This window comes from Rhodococcus sp. NPDC057135 (assembly GCF_042670865.1).
Lineage (GTDB): Bacteria > Actinomycetota > Actinomycetes > Mycobacteriales > Mycobacteriaceae > Rhodococcus_F.
Window position 1 is genome coordinate 1 of record NZ_JBHUUU010000001.1, and the last position, 17,528, is coordinate 17,528.

Annotated in this window: 11 protein-coding genes and 1 pseudogene; 4 read left to right on the forward strand and 8 right to left on the reverse strand. The window is 61.2% G+C overall.

Going from position 1 to position 17,528, the window contains the following annotated elements; all coding sequences use genetic code 11:
• The 4 genes and pseudogenes from ACFT1A_RS00005 to ACFT1A_RS00020 form a co-directional block, all read right to left on the reverse strand.
• Positions 1–400, reverse strand: a pseudogene (locus tag ACFT1A_RS00005) (sensor histidine kinase); the annotation flags it as partial.
• Positions 401–421: 21 nt separating this feature from the next.
• Entirely contained in the window at positions 422–1,213 is a 792-nt protein-coding gene (locus tag ACFT1A_RS00010) for an ABC transporter permease (RefSeq protein ID WP_378445142.1), read from the reverse strand.
• Complete coding sequence (locus tag ACFT1A_RS00015) at positions 1,210–2,148, reverse strand: ABC transporter ATP-binding protein (RefSeq protein WP_378445144.1); 939 nt, start codon at positions 2,146–2,148, stop codon at positions 1,210–1,212. Before ACFT1A_RS00015 ends, ACFT1A_RS00010 begins: the two co-directional genes overlap by 4 nt.
• Positions 2,145–2,381: a hypothetical protein gene (locus ACFT1A_RS00020; protein WP_378445146.1), complete on the reverse strand. Its 237-nt coding sequence runs from the start codon at positions 2,379–2,381 to the stop codon at positions 2,145–2,147. The genes ACFT1A_RS00015 and ACFT1A_RS00020 overlap by 4 nt, the downstream gene beginning before the upstream one ends.
• Before the next feature lie 234 nt (positions 2,382–2,615).
• Here ACFT1A_RS00020 and ACFT1A_RS00025 point away from each other — a divergent pair, with 234 nt between their 5' ends.
• Entirely contained in the window at positions 2,616–4,697 is a 2,082-nt protein-coding gene (locus ACFT1A_RS00025) for a PhoX family protein (protein ID WP_378445149.1), read from the forward strand.
• Between the two features lie 79 nt (positions 4,698–4,776).
• Here ACFT1A_RS00025 and ACFT1A_RS00030 read toward each other — a convergent pair whose 3' ends face one another.
• From ACFT1A_RS00030 to ACFT1A_RS00040, 3 genes are all read right to left on the reverse strand, one after another.
• Positions 4,777–10,023, reverse strand: a complete 5,247-nt coding sequence (locus ACFT1A_RS00030) for an isopeptide-forming domain-containing fimbrial protein (protein ID WP_378445151.1) — start codon at positions 10,021–10,023, stop codon at positions 4,777–4,779.
• Between the two features lie 971 nt (positions 10,024–10,994).
• Positions 10,995–11,741, reverse strand: coding sequence for a glycoside hydrolase family 25 protein (locus ACFT1A_RS00035; protein ID WP_084325600.1), 747 nt, complete (start codon positions 11,739–11,741; stop codon positions 10,995–10,997).
• A 56-nt stretch (positions 11,742–11,797) separates the two neighbouring features.
• On the reverse strand, positions 11,798–13,135 hold the full coding sequence (locus ACFT1A_RS00040) for an amylo-alpha-1,6-glucosidase (protein WP_378445154.1): 1,338 nt from the start codon (positions 13,133–13,135) through the stop codon (positions 11,798–11,800).
• Between the two features lie 110 nt (positions 13,136–13,245).
• On the opposite strand from ACFT1A_RS00040, the gene ACFT1A_RS00045 reads away from it, so the two are divergent.
• From ACFT1A_RS00045 to ACFT1A_RS00055, 3 genes are all read left to right on the forward strand, one after another.
• The gene (locus ACFT1A_RS00045; RefSeq protein ID WP_378445156.1) at positions 13,246–13,944 is read left to right on the forward strand and encodes a haloacid dehalogenase type II; all 699 of its coding nucleotides are present in this window, start codon (positions 13,246–13,248) and stop codon (positions 13,942–13,944) included.
• Positions 13,945–14,016: 72 nt separating this feature from the next.
• Positions 14,017–14,928, forward strand: coding sequence for a cation transporter (locus tag ACFT1A_RS00050; RefSeq protein WP_378445158.1), 912 nt, complete (start codon positions 14,017–14,019; stop codon positions 14,926–14,928).
• A gap of 118 nt (positions 14,929–15,046) precedes the next feature.
• Complete coding sequence (locus ACFT1A_RS00055; RefSeq protein WP_378445160.1) at positions 15,047–16,441, forward strand: DUF222 domain-containing protein; 1,395 nt, start codon at positions 15,047–15,049, stop codon at positions 16,439–16,441.
• Positions 16,442–16,515: 74 nt separating this feature from the next.
• On the opposite strand, the gene ACFT1A_RS00060 is transcribed toward ACFT1A_RS00055, so the two are convergent.
• Positions 16,516–17,517 (reverse strand): PHP domain-containing protein, encoded by a 1,002-nt coding sequence (locus ACFT1A_RS00060; RefSeq protein WP_378445162.1) that lies wholly within the window; start codon positions 17,515–17,517, stop codon positions 16,516–16,518.
• Positions 17,518–17,528 lie beyond the last annotated feature (11 nt).

A 17,528-nucleotide genomic window follows, 5' to 3' on the forward strand; every position in this document is an offset into this window, starting at 1 on the left:
CGATCAGCCAGCGCAACGACGTCAACCCCGCAAGCGGCACGACAAGGATTGCCGCCAACCAGAAGTACGGGCCGTTCTCGCCATTGCTTCCCAAGGCAATTCCCGCCGAGCAGAACGCCGACAACGTCATCACGGCAAGGGGAATCTGGACGGGCTTGGCCACGACTCCGCCCAGATCAGGCATCCGAGACACGGCGATGACGCACGCAACGGCACTGATTCCGAGGAAGACACCCGACAGATACCGATCCGCAACGACCTCGGTGACCGCACCGAAGCCACCGAAAACCACTGCGACCATGATGAACGATTGCCGCGTGTAGAGGCGAACCTTGTCGACGTTCGACGCGGTTCGCCACGTCCGTCTCGGATTCCAGCGTCCGAAGTTCTGCGCGATCATGCTCACTACCTTCTCAGAGTTCTACGAACGCGGTTCCCAGCGGAAGTGGACGTTCGCGATCAGAACCGAACCGACGATCCATGCCAGCATGACCAACAGCGGTTGAGCAGCCGAACCGAAGGTGTCGACAAATCCAGCCGCAGCACCGGGCGCATCGCCCAGATCGGCCAGTTCGCCAGTGGTCCGCCCCAGCCATCCGAGATTGAGAAGATCGACTACCGCGGCCAGCGGAGTGAAATCGAGAATGCGAGCAATGTTGTCCGGCACGACATTCCTGATCGAAGACATACCTGCCGTCGCCAGAATCAGAATCGGCATGCAGGTGATTTGCGCCGCTTCTGCGTTCCGAGTGACGGCCGAAGTGATCAACGCCAGCGCGGTGAAGAGCGCGGCGCCGCCTATCACCGCGGCCAGCACCAGCACGGGATTAACCGGAGCACTGCCGCCGAGAACCATCACGGCGATACCGATGACCACCGTCAACAGTCCGGTGAGCACCCACGACGGTACTGCCGGGCCCGCGAGGATCTCGGCGTCGCTGCATTCCCCGGTGCGTAGTCGCTTGAGAACCAACTCGTCACGACGCGTCGCGTACACCGACAGCAGGTTGTAGAAGACCACGAACACGAGCAGGAAGAGCGCAAACACCTCGAGGCCTGCCGACACCGACTTGTCGGACAGTCCGCCGTCTCGCGACAGGTACAGCATTCCCACGGGAAAGATCAACGGGAGGACGATTGCATTGAAGAGCAGCAGTCGATTTCGTCCCAGGAGCGTGAACTCCGAACGAGACAGGGTTGCTATGCGGTTCATGCCGACGCTCCTTCGAGAGTTGCGTGATGATCGAATTGGTCTGCAATGGAGAGGAATACGGTCTCCAGGGATGCCGCGCGGGCATCCAAGCCCGTCAGCAAGACATCGTTGTGCTGCGCCCACAGCAGCAGTTCCGTCAGCGTCTCCTGGACGGTGCGAGTGGTGATCAGCACCAGATCATTTTCGACGCGCACCTCGGCGCCGGCCAGCGCTGGGAGCGGAAGACCTGGGCGGTGCAGTTTGATCTGGGCGGGATGATCCGCGACGACATCCGCCACGGTTCCGCTGCGCACCACCGATCCACGGTGCATGATCGCCAACTGGTCGCACAGGGACTCGGCCTCGTCCAGGTAGTGCGTCGTCAACATGATGGTGACGCCCGACGCTTTCAAGTCAGCGATCAATTGCCAAGTGTTACGACGACTTTCGGGATCCAGTCCGGTAGTCGGTTCGTCGAGAAAGAGGACGAGGGGACGGCCGATGATCGCGCACGCCAGGTCCAGTCGGCGCGCTTCTCCTCCCGAGAGGAACTTCACGCGGGTATCGCCACGGTCACGCATGTCCACGCGCTCGAGGACCTCGTCGACGGGAAGTGGATTCGAGCAGGTTCCTGCCCACATCGCCAAACTCTCGCGGGCAGTGAGATCTTGGGGAAGGCCGCCCTTCTGAAGCATGATGCCCAGTGACGGGCGAATCTGCTTGCGGTTGCGCACCGGATCCATCCCCAGAACGCGCACGGTACCCGCACTGGCTCGCGAAAGACCCTGAATCACTTCGAGAGTGGATGTCTTGCCGGCACCGTTAGTTCCGAGGAGGCCGAACAACTCGCCTTCCTGGACACTCAGATCAAGATTGCGGACAGCATCGAACGCATCCTTGCCCGAGCCGTAGCGCCGCGACATTCCGACAACGTCGATCACGGGATCGCCCTTCATCGCTGCGCCTCCTCTCGGTTCCAGCCGCGCAGTCCGATCACGAATCGGATACCCGCATAGACAGCGAGAGCGGCAACAAGAATCCAGAACACGGGATTGGAGCCGATAATCGCGAACAACAATCCGATGATCGCGATATTCACGACGATCACAACAAGTTCGCGACCCATCGTGGGTGCGGGTCCGATGTCCATCAGGTCCGTCAGGAGGCTTCCCTCATGTGGTTCTCTCATGCATCCAAGCTTCGCGGGAAGTCAGAGCCGAAAACAGTGCACAGCGTCATCACGTGCGGTGACACCGTCACCGATCAGCGATGACAAATGTCATGCGACGTCCCCGCAGGGACGCCTCCTGAACTGCTGGTAAGGGTCGCCTCGTTGTTTTGCCGTTCATTTTTACGTTCCTTTACCCTTGCTTAGAGCTTCTACGGTTCCCGAAGTCCGTACATCGAATCTCGGGAGTTCACGGTGGCTATCAAGCCTTTGGCCTTGTTCGTCAAACACGACGGCGGGTCTGCACGCGCGTCGATCACCTGCCAGTACAAGTGCGGAAATGCGTGCTCTCACGAGGTCCCCAACACCTCGGGCGGCGAGTACTTCCGCGACATCGCACGCACGGCACTGACTCGTCGCGGCATGCTCCGGGGCAGCGGCATGGCGGTCCTCGCGGTAGGAGCCGGCAGCGCCCTCGTCGCCTGTTCGGACGAATCTGCAAGCGCCGAACCGGGAACCGGTTCGGCGAGTGGCAGCAGCAGCGGATCGACACCGGCGGGAACGAACTTCAGCGCTGTCGCTCCCAACAAAGAAGACAAGGTCACCGTCCCTGACGGATACGATCAGGCCGTCGTGATTCGCTGGGGAGACGCCGTTCTCGCCGGCGCACCGGATTTCGACTTCGACAAGCAGACTGCGGCAGCGCAGGAACTGCAGTTCGGATTCAACAACGACTTCGCCGGATTGCTCCCGGTCGACGGACAGCCCAACACCTACCTACTCGTGGTCAACCACGAATACTCCACCGAGCCCGCGATGTTCCGCGGCTACGATGCTGAGAACCCGACCGAGGAGCAGTTCAAGATCGGCTTGGCCAGCCACGGACTGTCGGTCGTCCAGGTCAAGGGAGAATCCGACAACGGCAAGCTGGTGCCGGAGATCGGATCGAACAACCGCCGCATCACCGGAACCACGGAATTTGTCGTGACCGGCCCCGCTGCTGGTAGCGACTTCCTCAAGACGAGCGCCGATCCCACCGGAACCAAAGTGCTCGGCACCCTCAACAACTGCGCGGGCGGCGTCACACCCTGGGGCACAGTGCTTTCCGGCGAAGAGAACTTCAACCAGTACTTCGCGAATGCCGAGGGCGTCACCGATCCCACGGTTGCAGCGCGGCTGAAGCGCTACGGCCTCGCCGGCGCCGCTTCCGAGCGCAAGTGGGAACGCTTCGACAAGCGGTTCGATCTGGTCGCAGAACCCAACGAGGTCAACCGATTCGGATACGTCGTCGAGATTGATCCCTGGGATCCGTCGTCCACTCCGATCAAGCACACAGCGCTCGGACGTTTCAAGCACGAAGCCGCCACCATTTACATCACGTCGGACGGCACCGTCGTCGCCTACAGCGGCGACGACGAGCGCTTCGACTACATGTACAAGTTCGTCTCCAGCCGAAAGATGCAGGACGGCAAGAGTCAAGCAGCCATGCGTCACAACATGACTCTGCTCGACGCCGGAACGCTGTACGTCGCCAAGCTCAGCGGAAACTCTGCCGGCGAGATCGACGGCAGCGGCAAGCTCCCCGCGGACGGCAAGTTCGACGGAACCGGCGAGTGGGTAGCCATCCTGCGCACCGGCGAAGACGGCAAGGGCGAATCGCTGGTCGACGGCATGAGTGCCGAAGAGGTAGCCGTCTTCACCCGCCAGGCCGGCGACAAGGTCGGGGCAACGAAGATGGACCGCCCCGAGGACTTCGAGGCAAACCCGAAGAGCGGCAAGGTTTACGTCGCGCTGACCAACAACACCAAGCGCGGCGTCGACGGCGGCGCAGCGGCCGACGAGGCGAACCCGCGCAACAACAACAAGAACGGCCAGGTCCTCGAAATCACCGACGACCACGCCGGCACCACCTTCGGCTGGAATCTCCTACTCGTCTGCGGTGATCCAGCCACAGCCGATACCTACTTCGGTGGATTCGACAAGAGCAAGGTCAGCCCCATCTCGTGCCCGGACAACCTTGCCTTCGACCCGCACGGAAACCTGTGGATCTCCACCGACGGCAACGCACTCAAGTCCAACGACGGACTGTTCAGTGTTGTCCTCGAAGGCGAAAATCGTGGTGAGACAAAGCAGTTCCTCACCGTCCCCGTCGGCGCCGAAACCTGCGGACCGATTGTGGACGAGAAGCGCGTCATCGTCTGCGTCCAGCACCCCGGCGAGACCGACGATGCCAGCATCGAAAGCCCCGCATCCCATTGGCCCGACGGTGGTTCCTCCCAGCCTCGCCCGTCGGTAGTTGCAGCCTGGAAGAAGGACGGATCTCGGCTCGGCTCGTAATACGCACGAAAACGACTGTGGGGCAGATCGCATACTCTGCGATCTGCCCCACGTCGTTTACCTCAGATTCTCAAGGGAATCAGTTGTCACCATCCTCGCGACGCTTACGCGTCAGGAGAACAACACCCGTTCCCAGCGCCAGCAGCAGAACCAATCCACCTGCTGCGAGCAACGTGGTATTCACGCCACTCTCACCAGCGCCACCACCCGAGTTGATCGTTCCGCCCTGAGGAGTAGACGTCGGCGACTTCGGCTGACCGGGCTGACCCGGGTTTGCCGTCGGCGGCTTCGGCTGTCCCGGTACCGTGCTCGGAACCGGCTGACCCGGAACCGTCGGCGGTACAACGACCGGAGGCACAACGACGATCGGGGGAATGATGATCGTCGGTGTAACCGGCACAGTCGTGGTCGGAACCGTCGTGGTCGGCGGAACTGTCGTGACCGGCGTCGTTGTCGTCGGCGGCGTAGTTGTCGTCACGCCACACGGATCCACAATCTCTTCCGCGACAACTTCCTCTGTGGTGGTCTCCTCCGTTGTGGTCTCCTCCGTGAGGGCGGATTCCTCCGTACCGGTCACATCAGCATCACCAGTAGTGATCGCGCTAGCCGTCGTCGTCGCATCCGTTGTGGTCGGAACCATCCGCGTGGTCGTCGTCGGAGGAACACAAGGCTCCGTCGTGACCGGCGGCGTCGTGGTGGTGGTCGTCGGCGGCACCGTCGTGGTGGTCTCCGGCGGATCTATCGGGTGTTCGGTGCAGAGAGCGTCGCCCGGGACACAGTCCACCGGCGGGTTCTCGCCACCAACCACCAGGTAGTTGTTCAGGACACCCGGAGTGAATCCGGGACCCGACAACGTTCCGATCTCGGGATTGACCTTGACGGTGTACGTCACCGTCGCGCTCGCACCCTTGGCCAGCTTTCCGGTGACCGTGAAGACGTTGTCGACGACACCCGAAACAACCAGCGTGGAAGTGGTAGCCGGATTCTTCGTCATTACTGCATCGTCGAGAACATCGGTCAGATCGTCGTAGAAGCTGACCTCACCATCCGCGGTGCCCACATTCTTGAACGTGAGCGTGTACGTGATCTCCTGGCCGGCAACCACACGGTTCGTGGTGGACGGATCAGAGGACTTCAGTACCTCGATTGCGGGAGTGCCATCAACCGGGTGTTCGGTCGTGACCGGCGGAGGAGTGATCTCCGGACCGGTCGGCGGCTTCGCAGTACCGGTGACCTTGTTGTTGATCAACGAGCCACCAGCAACACCGGCATTGACCTTCACCTGGTAGGTCAGGACTACCGACTTACCGGCCTCGAGTGCACCGGTCCAGGAGAGCGTGGTGCCCTCGAGGGTCGGAGCAGACACATCGACACCATCGACCGTTGCCTTCAGCGAACCGTCCACCAGAGCGGCGTTGTCGAGAACCTTCGACAGGTCATCGGTCAACACCACCGGATCAAGAGTCGTGTTACCCGTATTGCTACCGGTCACCGTATACGTGATCGTTTGGCCAGCAGCAACATTGGTACCCGATACCGGATCAGCGGCCTTCGCGACCGTGAACCCCGGAACCTGAACCGGATGCGTCGTGCACAGCTGCGTCGCCGGATCACACACCTCCGGAGGATCCACCGGCGGAGTCGTACCCGGAACAACAAAGTTCAGCACCGTGTTGTCCGCATTTGCTGCAACACGATCGGCATCAGCCTTGACCTTCGCCGTGTACGTCACCGTCTTCGTTTCACCAGCGCCGAGGGTTCCCGTCACCGAGAAACCATCGCTACCGACCATCGCAGCAGCCAACGGATCCTGAGCAGACAAGCTGCCGGCAACCAGATCAGCATCATCGAGCAGACCACGCAAATCATCGAAGTACGCAACCTCACCCGCACCACTACCGGTGTTCGAGAACGTGAGCGTGTACTTGATGTCCTGACCGGCAACAACATTCGAACCCGACACCGGATCAGAAGACTTCACCACAGCAATCTTCGGAGACACCACCGGATGCGTCGTGCACAGCTGCGTCGCCGGATCACACACCTCCGGAGGATCCACCGGCGGAGTCGTACCCGGAACAACAAAGTTCAGCACCGTGTTGTCCGCATTTGCTGCAACACGATCGGCATCAGCCTTGACCTTCGCCGTGTACGTCACCGTCTTCGTTTCACCAGCGCCGAGGGTTCCCGTCACCGAGAAACCATCGCTACCGACCATCGCAGCAGCCAACGGATCCTGAGCAGACAAGCTGCCGGCAACCAGATCAGCATCGTCGAGCAGACCACGCAGATCATCGAAGTACGCAACCTCACCCGCACCGCTACCGGTGTTCGAAAACGTGAGCGTGTACTTGATGTCCTGACCGGCAACCACATTCGAACCCGACACCGGATCAGAAGACTTCACCACAGCAATCTTCGGAGACACCACCGGATGCTCGGTCGTCACCGGCGGAGGAGTGATCTCCGGACCCGTCGGCGGCTTCGCAGTACCGGTGACCTTGTTGTTGATCAACGAGCCACCGGCAACACCGGCATTGACCTTCACCTGATAGCTCAGAACGACCGACTTACCCGCCTCGAGTGCACCACTCCAGGAGAGCGTCGTACCCGACAGCGTCGGAACAGTCGCGTCGACACCGTCGACCGTTGCCTTGAGCGAACCGTCCACCAGAGCGGCATTGTCGAGAACCTTCGACAGGTCATCGGTCAACACCACCGGATCAAGAGTCGTGTTACCCGTGTTGCTACCGGTCACCGTATACGTGATCGTCTGACCAGCAGCAACATTCGAACCCGACGCCGGATCGGCAGTCTTCGCGACAGTGAAACCGGGAACCGAGTGATTCGTCTCAACCGGCGGAGGAGTGATCTCCGGACCGGTCGGCGGCTTCGCAGTACCCGTCACCTTGTTGTTCAGAACTGTTCCTGCGGCAACGCCGTCGTTGACCTTCACCTCATAGGTGAGGACAACGGACTTACCGGCTTCGAGAGCACCCGTCCACGAGAGTGTGGTGCCCGACAGAGTCGGAGCAGCGACAGGAGCGCCGTCGACAGTCGCCTTCAGCGAACCGGGAACGATGGCAGCATTATTGAGAACCGCCCCCAGATCATCATTGATCTTTACGGGATCGAGCTTCGTCTTGCCGGTGTTGGTACCGGTGACGGTGTACTTGATCGACTCGCCGGCCTGAACCGTTGAACCGGAAACCGGATCAGCGGTCTTCTCCAATTTGAAGCCGGGAACCGAGTGATTCGTCTCGACCGGCGGAGGAGTGATCTCCGGACCCGTCGGCGGCTTCGCAGTACCCGTCACCTTGTTGTTCAGGACCGTGCCTGCGACAACACCGTCGTTGACCTTCACCTGATAAGTCAGAACAACAGACTTGCCGGCCTGGAGATTGGCGGACCACGACAAAGTGCTGCCCGACAGAGTCGGAGCAGCGACAGGAGCGCCGTCGACAGTCGCCTTCAGCGAACCGGGAACGACAGCGGCGTTATTGAGAACCGCACTCAGATCATCGGTGATCGTCGCGGGAGTCAGGGCCGTCTTGCCGGTGTTGGCACCGGTGACGGTGTACGTAATGGTGTCGCCGGCCTGAACCGTCGAACCGGAAGCCGGATCCGCCGTCTTGGTCAGCGTGAAACCAGGCATGGGATGTGTCGTGCAGAGATTGGTTGCAGGATCACATGTTGTGGGGGGAGTTGTAGTCCCCGGAACCAGATAGTTGTTCAGGACTTTGTTGCCGCCGTCTTTGACAGTGACGGTGTATGTGACTGTCCCCTTGCCGCCGGCCGGCAACGTGCCGCCGACCTTGATCTTGTCGGCGCCGTTCAATGCGGCGGTGAGTCCGCCGGTTGCAGCACCGACCGCAACCGTTCCGTCATCAATGACGTCGGCGAGGTAGTCCGTGTAGTCGATCGTCGCCGGCGCAGTGCCCGGATTCTCGAAATTCAGAGTGTAGGTGATTGATTGGCCGATATTGACCGTCTCACCGGTAGGTGGTGACGACGACTTCTTCACGAGAACCGGGGTGTTCTTGACCTTGCAGTACACGTTGTCACCCGGTGTAAGTGCTGCCTGCGCAACGTCACCGACCCTGAGGGCCTGGGTCACGCCGTTTACCTGGCAATCCCATGACGTCGCGTAGTTCGCCGTCTTGGTCGCCGAATTAGTGGGCTTCTCCCAGAACGTGACAGGAGTGGGTGTCGTATCCGCGAGGAGCGTCCGCCAGCCAGTCGATGCAGTCGTATCAGTAGCGCCGGTTGTGGTGCTCTTGATCTCCGTCGCTGCTGCTGCACCCGCGTTGGCATGGTGCCCGGTGCTCATGCCGATAGTGAAGTCGTCACCGGGGGAGACACGCGTGAGGTCCTTGTCGATCTTGACCTTCGACAGCAAAACACCGAACGCCAGACCCTGACGAGAGGTGTCCAGAACAGTATTTCCGAACGTCGCCGCGAAGTTGGTCGGAGCGGTCGATGCCACAACCAAAGTTCCTGGCGAATACTCCTGGCTGTTGACCAGGTTCCACGAATCACATCGGACGGTGGTGGCGGGCATAGCCGTCAGCCCACCGTCACAAGCCCGAATTCCGGGGTAGCCGGGTTCATCCGCACCAACCGTGCGTGCGATCTGGCGGAGTGGCTTGTCCGAATTGAAGGTCAGGAACTCTTTGTCGGTCGACGTGTTGGCGTCAGTCGACTCGGCGTCGGCAGCGACGAGGCCGTAGTTGTAAATCGGGCCGTTCGGCCCGGTCATCACGATGTTCTTCAGCGACACCGTTCCGCCGGATTGTCCATTCACGGATGACTTCTGATAAATCGCCGGCCTGATCGTCGACGGCACACCCGTATATGCGGAAGTCCCAAGAGCTGCGTAGCGCAAGGTGGGAAGTCCCTTGGTTTCGATTCCCTGGTGATTCTTTCCGGCAACCGAGTTGGTGAGGAAAGCCTTGAAGTTGATCTTGTAGCCCTCGGTGAGCTGGATTTCCATCGACTGCCCGGCCGCGGATGTAGCCGCAGCCTCATTGAGCGCCGACATGTCGATCCAGCAGATGTTCTGCGAGAAAGGACCGGTGCTGGGGGCGCTGAATGCGCAACCATTTGCGGGTTGTTCGTCGGGAAGAACAGCGGCGCGAGCCGGTGCCTGAGCCTGAACGGGACCGCCAAGGGTCGCGACTGGCTGCGCGGACGCAACCACTGCCGTCGCGCCGGAGATACCGAGAATCATCGCGATGGCGGTCCACACCACCGTCCACGCTCGCACCCAGGGCGGTAGCCCTGCGGTGAAGATGGCCGACCTGGTCGGCGGTAAGTCGTTAGGCATTTCTTACTCCCCTGGATGTGCCTGATCGATGTTCAGTGGACTGAGATGCGAGAGCGCTGGTGCGAACTCCCAATGGATCGGTTGGTTCGGGTCGATGCGCCTGCATTCGGCTGATCAACCTCGCACCGGACGCTGCTGCCGGTCCTGTCATTCGGGCTCCTCTTCGGAAACACGTGTGTGTCGGAAGGGCCGCCCTGAGCAGGACCTTGGCCCTCGAAATCCGTGCCAATCGAGAGCAACCTTCCAGTTATCTGGATCAAGATAACAGATAACCGGGAGCTTGCCCATTGAAAGCAGGACAAAGCGGACCGTTCGCCGTTTTTGTTCGTAGATCGGACAAGCTGCGCCGAGCGGAGTTGTTCAGACGGACAATTCAGCCGACGGGGCACGCCACTGTGACTCGCACGTTCATTTTCGACATTTGCGCTGAACAGACCGAGCGATCCACTACAGCGAGCAGGAGGTCAAATCTGGACAAATGACCAATATGGATAACGCCTGTTGGATGCACCACATCGACTCAAACAAGGACCGGAAGACCAGCGCTGAATGGGGCTTGGCGACCGCGCCAACGCGCCGAAATCGATTGAACTGATCCCGATCGGGCCGAGACACGGCTGCTCGTAACGAAGCGCGACGAGGCCCCGATAATTGACTAGCAAGCGCCGAATTTGATCGAAACCGGACGGCCACCCTCGATCCAGACCGAACTTTAAGTCCGTTTTGTGGCTTTTTTCGCGAGGCAGTTTTGTTCATTTTCTGCCGCAGTTACCTTCTGATCCCGCTCCGTTGGTCAGATGTTCAGCGACCCGGCTACCGTTCGGCAGAATTCTCGTAACCGGAGAGCAACAACCGGACTAACCAGCTAAACGTCGTAAAGACGCCAAAAAGGGCCCTTCCGGGTTCCTCGAGACGGATACCTCGAAGGCGGAAGGGCCCAAAACGGGCACTGCGAGGCCCAGCAGCAGAATCTAGCTGCTACCGAACCCCACACTGTTGGCGTAGCGATCGAAATCGCCCTGGGCTCCGCTGTAGACGTTGATGTCGGTATTCCCGGTGATTCCGGGGATGCGTCCGGTGCTTGTGTACTGCCAGAAGGTCCAGTTGGACCAACCACCGGGTAGCGGTCCCGGGGCATTCTGCCCGTTGTAATCGGCGATCCACAGCGGGTAGTGGTTGAACTCAGTGGTGTTGGCCATCTGAGTGCGCCAGAAGTTGGGGTACGTGTAAATGATGGGCTGCCGCCCGGTGAGTGCCTGGACTGTATTCAGGTAGCGATGAGTCCAGTCGATCACCTGTCCGGCAGGCAGCCCCTTTGCGTCCTCGAGATCCAGAACGGGCGGGAGGTCACCGGGTCCGTTGATACCCAAGACGATCGCCGAGTAGAAGGCGGCCTGGGCTTCGGGGGACTGGCGAACATCTGCGTAGTGGTACGCCCCACGCGAGACGCCGGCAGCACGCATGACCAGGCAATCCTGGATGAAGTACGGATTGACGTAGTTGAGCGACTCGGTGGCCTTGACCATCGCGAACTCGTGCCCTGACGCCTTGACCTGGAACCAGTCGATTCCGGTTCCGTCCACGTGCTGCCACGAAGAGACGTCCGGGCCGCGTGGCGCGTCGGCCGCGGCGAGGCCGGGTGCCGTGATCGCGATGGCAGCAGCCATCGCGATCGGGGTGAGCTTGCCCAGTGTCCTGACGATCCGTCGCTCGGCCATTTCCCGAGGGTAAGGTCGATCGGTCCGTTTTGTCCGCTAATTCAGGGAATGTTCACTCAACCGAGCCAGTCGAGAACGGCCGCCGCGGTCCACGACTGTTGCATGCTCCCCAACGGTTCTCCGGTGAAAGGCTCGTAATACTCGGCAAATGTTCCGTCGCTGGCCTGCCTCAGCCCCTCTGAACGTAAGACGTGTGATCGCTCGGCCCATCCCCGGCGCGCGAACGCCCACGAGAACAACCACGTGATGACCGGCCACACCGGGCCACGCCAATACTCGCGCGGGCGAAAATCACCGGAAACCGGAGACGTGGACGGCGGAACGGCAAAACGCATGTCCGGGTGCCCGCAGAATTTGGGCCCCTCGAAAGTGCGCAACAAAGCGCGCTCGGCGTCCCGACTCAAGCCGCCGCAGAGCAACGGCGCAAACATCGCGATGGTCTCGGTATGAACCCACCGTCCAGTGCGCAGGTCGAAATCCTTTGCCGCGCCGGATCGTTCATCGGTGGTGGCAATCACGCCCTGCCGGAAGCGATCTGCCCATCCGCGTAGATCTCGGACGTCGGAGTTCGGCCGGGAATGCTCCTCGCCGATCGTCGCCAGGACGTCGCACGCCATCGAGAAGACCGCGCTGACAAACACGTCCTCGACGGCAAAACTCATGGCCGTGGCAAGCTGCGAGTCCTCGTACCGCACGGCCTTCATCTCTTCGAGAAGCCAAAGGTAGCGGTCGTATTCGTGATCCGTGGGCCGCTGAGACAGGTCGGTCACCACCGTGAGATCCGCCCGCTGATAAGCAGGCACTTGCCCCGCAACAACATTCGCGTAGGCCAGATCCCAGCGCGGGGAATTGTCCATCCCCGATTCCCACCCGTGGTAGAGCGCGATGCGGCCGTTACCGTCGAGATCCCGCGCCTCCGCCAACCACCGGTGCCACCGAACAAGATCGCTCCAGCGACGGTCGAGAAACTCTTCGGCCACCGCACGCGTCGTCCGTCCGTGCCGACGCGAATGATCGAGAATCCGCTGCACCGCAATCGCGTGGACGGGGGGTTGGGTGATTCCCGACGTAGCGGTTCCCAGAGGCGCGTGCGCCGCCAAGGCGTTGACGTCCCACCGCGTCGGGCCGGGGAAGTAGCCGTCGACTCCGTTCGCGAACACGATGTGCGGAATCATCCCGTTCTTCCACTGAGCCGAGAGCAAAGTATCGAGCTCTACTACCGCCCGTTCGACGCTGAGCGGCGCCAAACCCACTGCGACGAACGCGGCGTCCCAGCTCCACATGTGGGGATACAACTTCGGGGCGGCGCTGGTCATCGTGCCCAAGTCGTTTCCGCGCAGCAGGTAGGCAGCTCGGGCGGCGAGCTGAGTCGGGGTGAATCCGCGGTCGGCCATAGATGTCTATTTTGCGACGCGTCGAGCCTTTGCGCTCATCGAGCACGAATCGGGCGCGGCAACCGCGCTAGGGTGGCATCACCGTCAGGCGATCTCGGGGTGGAGGCCTTGTGCGCGAGAAGATCAAAGCACTGCTGTTCGACGTCCAGGGCACAGCAACAGATTTTCACAGCACTCTCTGCAGAGAGGCCCGTCGCATCACCGATGCCGACGTCGACTGGTCGCGATTCGTCAATCTCTGGCGCGCTGAATACTTCGCGAACACCTCCGAGGTCGGCGACGCTACAGGCGAGTGGGTGACAGTACATTCGGTGTATCGCGAGGCTCTGCGCAAGCTGTTGGCCCGCGAGAACATCGAACTGTCCGACGCGGAACAAGAAGAACTCACCGCCGCCTGGAAATTCCTGGACCCGTGGCCTGACACCGTCGCTGGTCTGACAACCCTGCGTCAGCAGTACACCGTCGCTGCCTTGTCCAACGCCGACGTGAACGCTGCAGTCAGCATCTCGCGGCACGGAAACCTGCCCTGGCATGCCGTCTTCACCGCCGAGATGGCCGGCGTGTTCAAACCCGATCCGAAGATCTACCACCTGGCTGCTCGATACCTCGGCTACGACCCGGCCGAGATCATGATGGTTGCCAGCCACAAATACGACATCCGGGCGGCCAAAGCTCTCGGATTCCGCACCGCCTTCATCGCCCGACCCCTCGAATTCGGAGCCAAGGGCAATCCCGATGTGTCATTCTCCGACGAGTTCGACATCAACGCCGAGGACTTTCTCGATCTGGCAGCGCAATTGGTGCTCTGATGCCGTGCCCGCGCGTCGTTGCTGGTATTCCTACGTGAAGGAATATCGAAACGGACAGGCGGTTTGGAATTCATGGGCACCAAGGAAGACAGCGCTACCCGCGAACGCAAGGCCCTGCGGTACTCACTCGTGGTCGCCACGGCGTTGGCTGTGCTCGCCGCATTCTGGGGCTGGATCTCGCAGTCCCAGGTGATCCTGCTCGACGGTGTGTACGCCCTCATCGGAATGGTGCTCACGGCGCTGTCACTGCGGGTCTCGCGGATAGCCGACTCGGGCCCCACCGCACGCTTCCCCTTCGGCAAAGAGGCGTTGATTCCCGTAGTCATCGCCGTCCAGGGGATGGCACTACTGGCGACGCTCGCCTACGCCGCAGTCGAGGCAGTTCGTGTCATCCTCGCGGGCGGGGCCGACGTCACCGCGGGATCGTTGGTGGCATACGGCGCTGTCAGCGCAGTGGTGTCGATCGTCATCTGGCGCTACGTCGGACAAGTCGACCGCACGTCCGATCTGCTGGTCGCCGAAGCCAGGCAGTGGGGAGCGTCGGCTGCCTTCAGCGCGCTGGTAGCCGTCGGCGCTGTCGTCGCAATGATCCTGGGCCGCACCGATTTCTCCGACGCCGACCGATACGTGGACTCCGTCTTGGTCCTCCTCGGCTGCGCGATGTTGGTCCCACAACCATACGCACTTCTGCGAACCGCACTGATCGAACTCCTCGAAGGCGCTCCCGGAGAACAGGTTCAGACCCGCGTCCGCGAAGCCATCGCCGCCATCCGTGCCGAATTCGGTTTGGACGAACCGACTCTCACGATGAGCAAAGTCGGTCGCAAGCTGTATATCGAAGCGACGTTCATGGTCGCACCGCACAGCTGGGACATCGACGGTGAAGACGCGGTACGACGCTCGTTCGCCGCCAGCCTCGCCGACCTTCCCTACGAACCATGGCTGAACATTGAACTGACTACAGATCCGGCACTGATGCTCTAGCGACGGAATCTGCTCTCGAACAACAGAATCACATCAACGCGATCGTCTTCGCCTTCCAAAACAATTCCTTGACTCGAAAGTTTGTTCGAGTACGATGGGAGATGGAACGGGGGTTCTCATGACGATCAACATCACCGACGACGCTGTCACTGGCAATGATGCTGTCACCGACGTGGTGAACAGCTCCGCAGTGGGTGTGCGTGCACGATTGTGGCGGCTGCACCCCACCGACGTCCGCGAGATCGCCATCGCTGCATCAGCGGAAATCCTTCGCCTGGAAGCCATTCGAGTAGCCGCTCTCGACACCTTGACGTTGAATCCCGACGAACAAGTGCTCTGCTACCGCGGCACCGGAGAATGGCTCGCGAACCACACCATGCTGCAAATCCCCGCCGGCAGAAGAATCGCAGCCCTGGGAAAAGCCCTACGATCATTTCCCGAGATCGAGAACCAATTCGACGCCGGTGACCTCACTTTCGAACACGCAGCACTGATCGTGGCGTTCTGCGAATCTCCACCCAAGGCAATGCCCGAAGCCGCGCTGCCGTACTGCCGCGACACACTTCTCGCCGCAGCATCCGGAACCGAAGCAACCACCGTCAAACTGCGCTACGCCATCAGCGTCCTCGAGCACATGTTCGAATCCGACGACCCACCACCAAGCGAAGACACCGACCGCAACGAACTCCGCATCGCCGCGACCCTCAACGGAAGAGTCGTCGTCCGAGGCGATTTCGACGGAGTGACCGGCGAAATGCTTCTCTCGGCCCTCTCGAGCCTCTCGATGCCCACCCCCGCCACAGACGGCACACCCGACAAACGATCCGCCGCAAAACGCAACGCAGACGCCATGGCAGAACTGATCCGGCGCTACCTCGACAACGCGGCCACTGGCATCGACGGCGGCCAACGCCCGCACCTGAACGTGCACATCAACGCCAAAGACTTAGCGCTCCATCGTGAATGCGCCTCCACCGCAGGCCACTCAACAGGCGAAGCCTCGACGCACGACCTGTCCGACGGTGACGATCACGACACCCTGGACCTTGGCATGCCAGATCTCGACATGCAAGATCTCGATGTCGGTCACATGCCGTGGATGGGGCCACTGAGCGTCGGTCGCACCCGCATGATCGCGTGCGACTGCATGCTCTCTAGCGTCCTCCTCGACGAGAACGGTGCCCCACTCGACGCCAGCCCACTGAAAAGGCTTGTCACCGCGGCACAGCGAACCGCACTGATCGCCCGAGACAAAGGGTGCGCCTTCCCCGGTTGCGACTGCGTCCCCGCCTGGACCGACGCACACCACATCGAACACTGGGCCAAAGGAGGACCGACAGTCATGGACAACCTGGTCCTGCTCTGCCGATCCCACCACACCCTGATGCATCGAAAACCTGGATTCACCGGGCAATGGGAAATCCGGATGGGCACCGATCACCTGCCCTGGTTCATCCCACCACCGGGCATCGACCCGGACCAGAAACCCCGCCGCTCCACCACACGACTCTGAACCCGGAGGTCACCGAGCAAACGCCTCGGTGACCCATTCCGGCGTGCTCGGAGTGCACTCACTTGCCTGTGATCTCAATTGCCCGCCCACTCCAGAAGGTTTTCGGCGGTCCAGGTATTGATCACCCGATCCGCTTCGACGCCGCACTTTTCGGCCCGGTCACAGCCGTAGCCCTGCCAGGCCAGCTGACCAGGAGCATGGGCGTCGGTGTCGATGGAGAAAAGACAATCCAGATCGCGGGCCAACTCGATCAAACGCGATGGCGGGTCACGACGCTCCGGTCGAGAGTTGATCTCGACGGCGGTGCCTGATTCTCGGCAGGCCTCGAACACTTTCTCCGCATCGAACTGCGACTCGGGGCGGGTTCCGCGAGCACCCTCGACGAGACGTCCGGTGCAGTGTCCGAGGATATCGACACGCGGGTTCCGCACTGCAGCAAGCATTCTGCGGGTCATCGCTTCGCTCTCTGACCGCAGCTTCGAGTGCACGCTCGCCACCACGATGTCGAGTTCGTCGAGTAGATCTGGATCCTGATCCAGTGAACCGTCTTCGAGGATGTCCACCTCGATTCCCGTGAGGATGCGGAAGGGCGCCAGTTCGGCATTCAACCCGGCTATGACGTCGAGTTGAGAACGTAGACGCTCCGCGGACAGCCCGTTGGCAACAGTGAGGCGAGGCGAATGGTCGGTGAGGGCGCAGTAATCGTGGCCCAGTGCTGCAGCGCGTCGCATCATCTCTTCGATGGGGCTTCCGCCGTCGGACCAGTCGGAGTGTGTGTGGAGATCGCCGCGCAGGGCTTGGCGCAACGGGCCGTCCCCGATGGGCTCGGCCTGCTCGCGCAATTCTGCGAGATATTCGGGGACGCCGTCGTACGACTGGGCGATGATCATTGCAGTCTTGGGGCCGATGCCGGTGAGAGCCTTCCAACTGTCGGCTTTTCGGCGAGACTCCTTCTGCTCGTCGGACAATCCTGCGAAGACCTCCGCGGCTCGGCGATAGGCCTTCACGCGGTGCGTTTCGGCGCGTGATCGTTCGAGCCAGTAGGCGATCTCCCGAAGCGCTTCATCCGGTTCCATGAGACCACTGT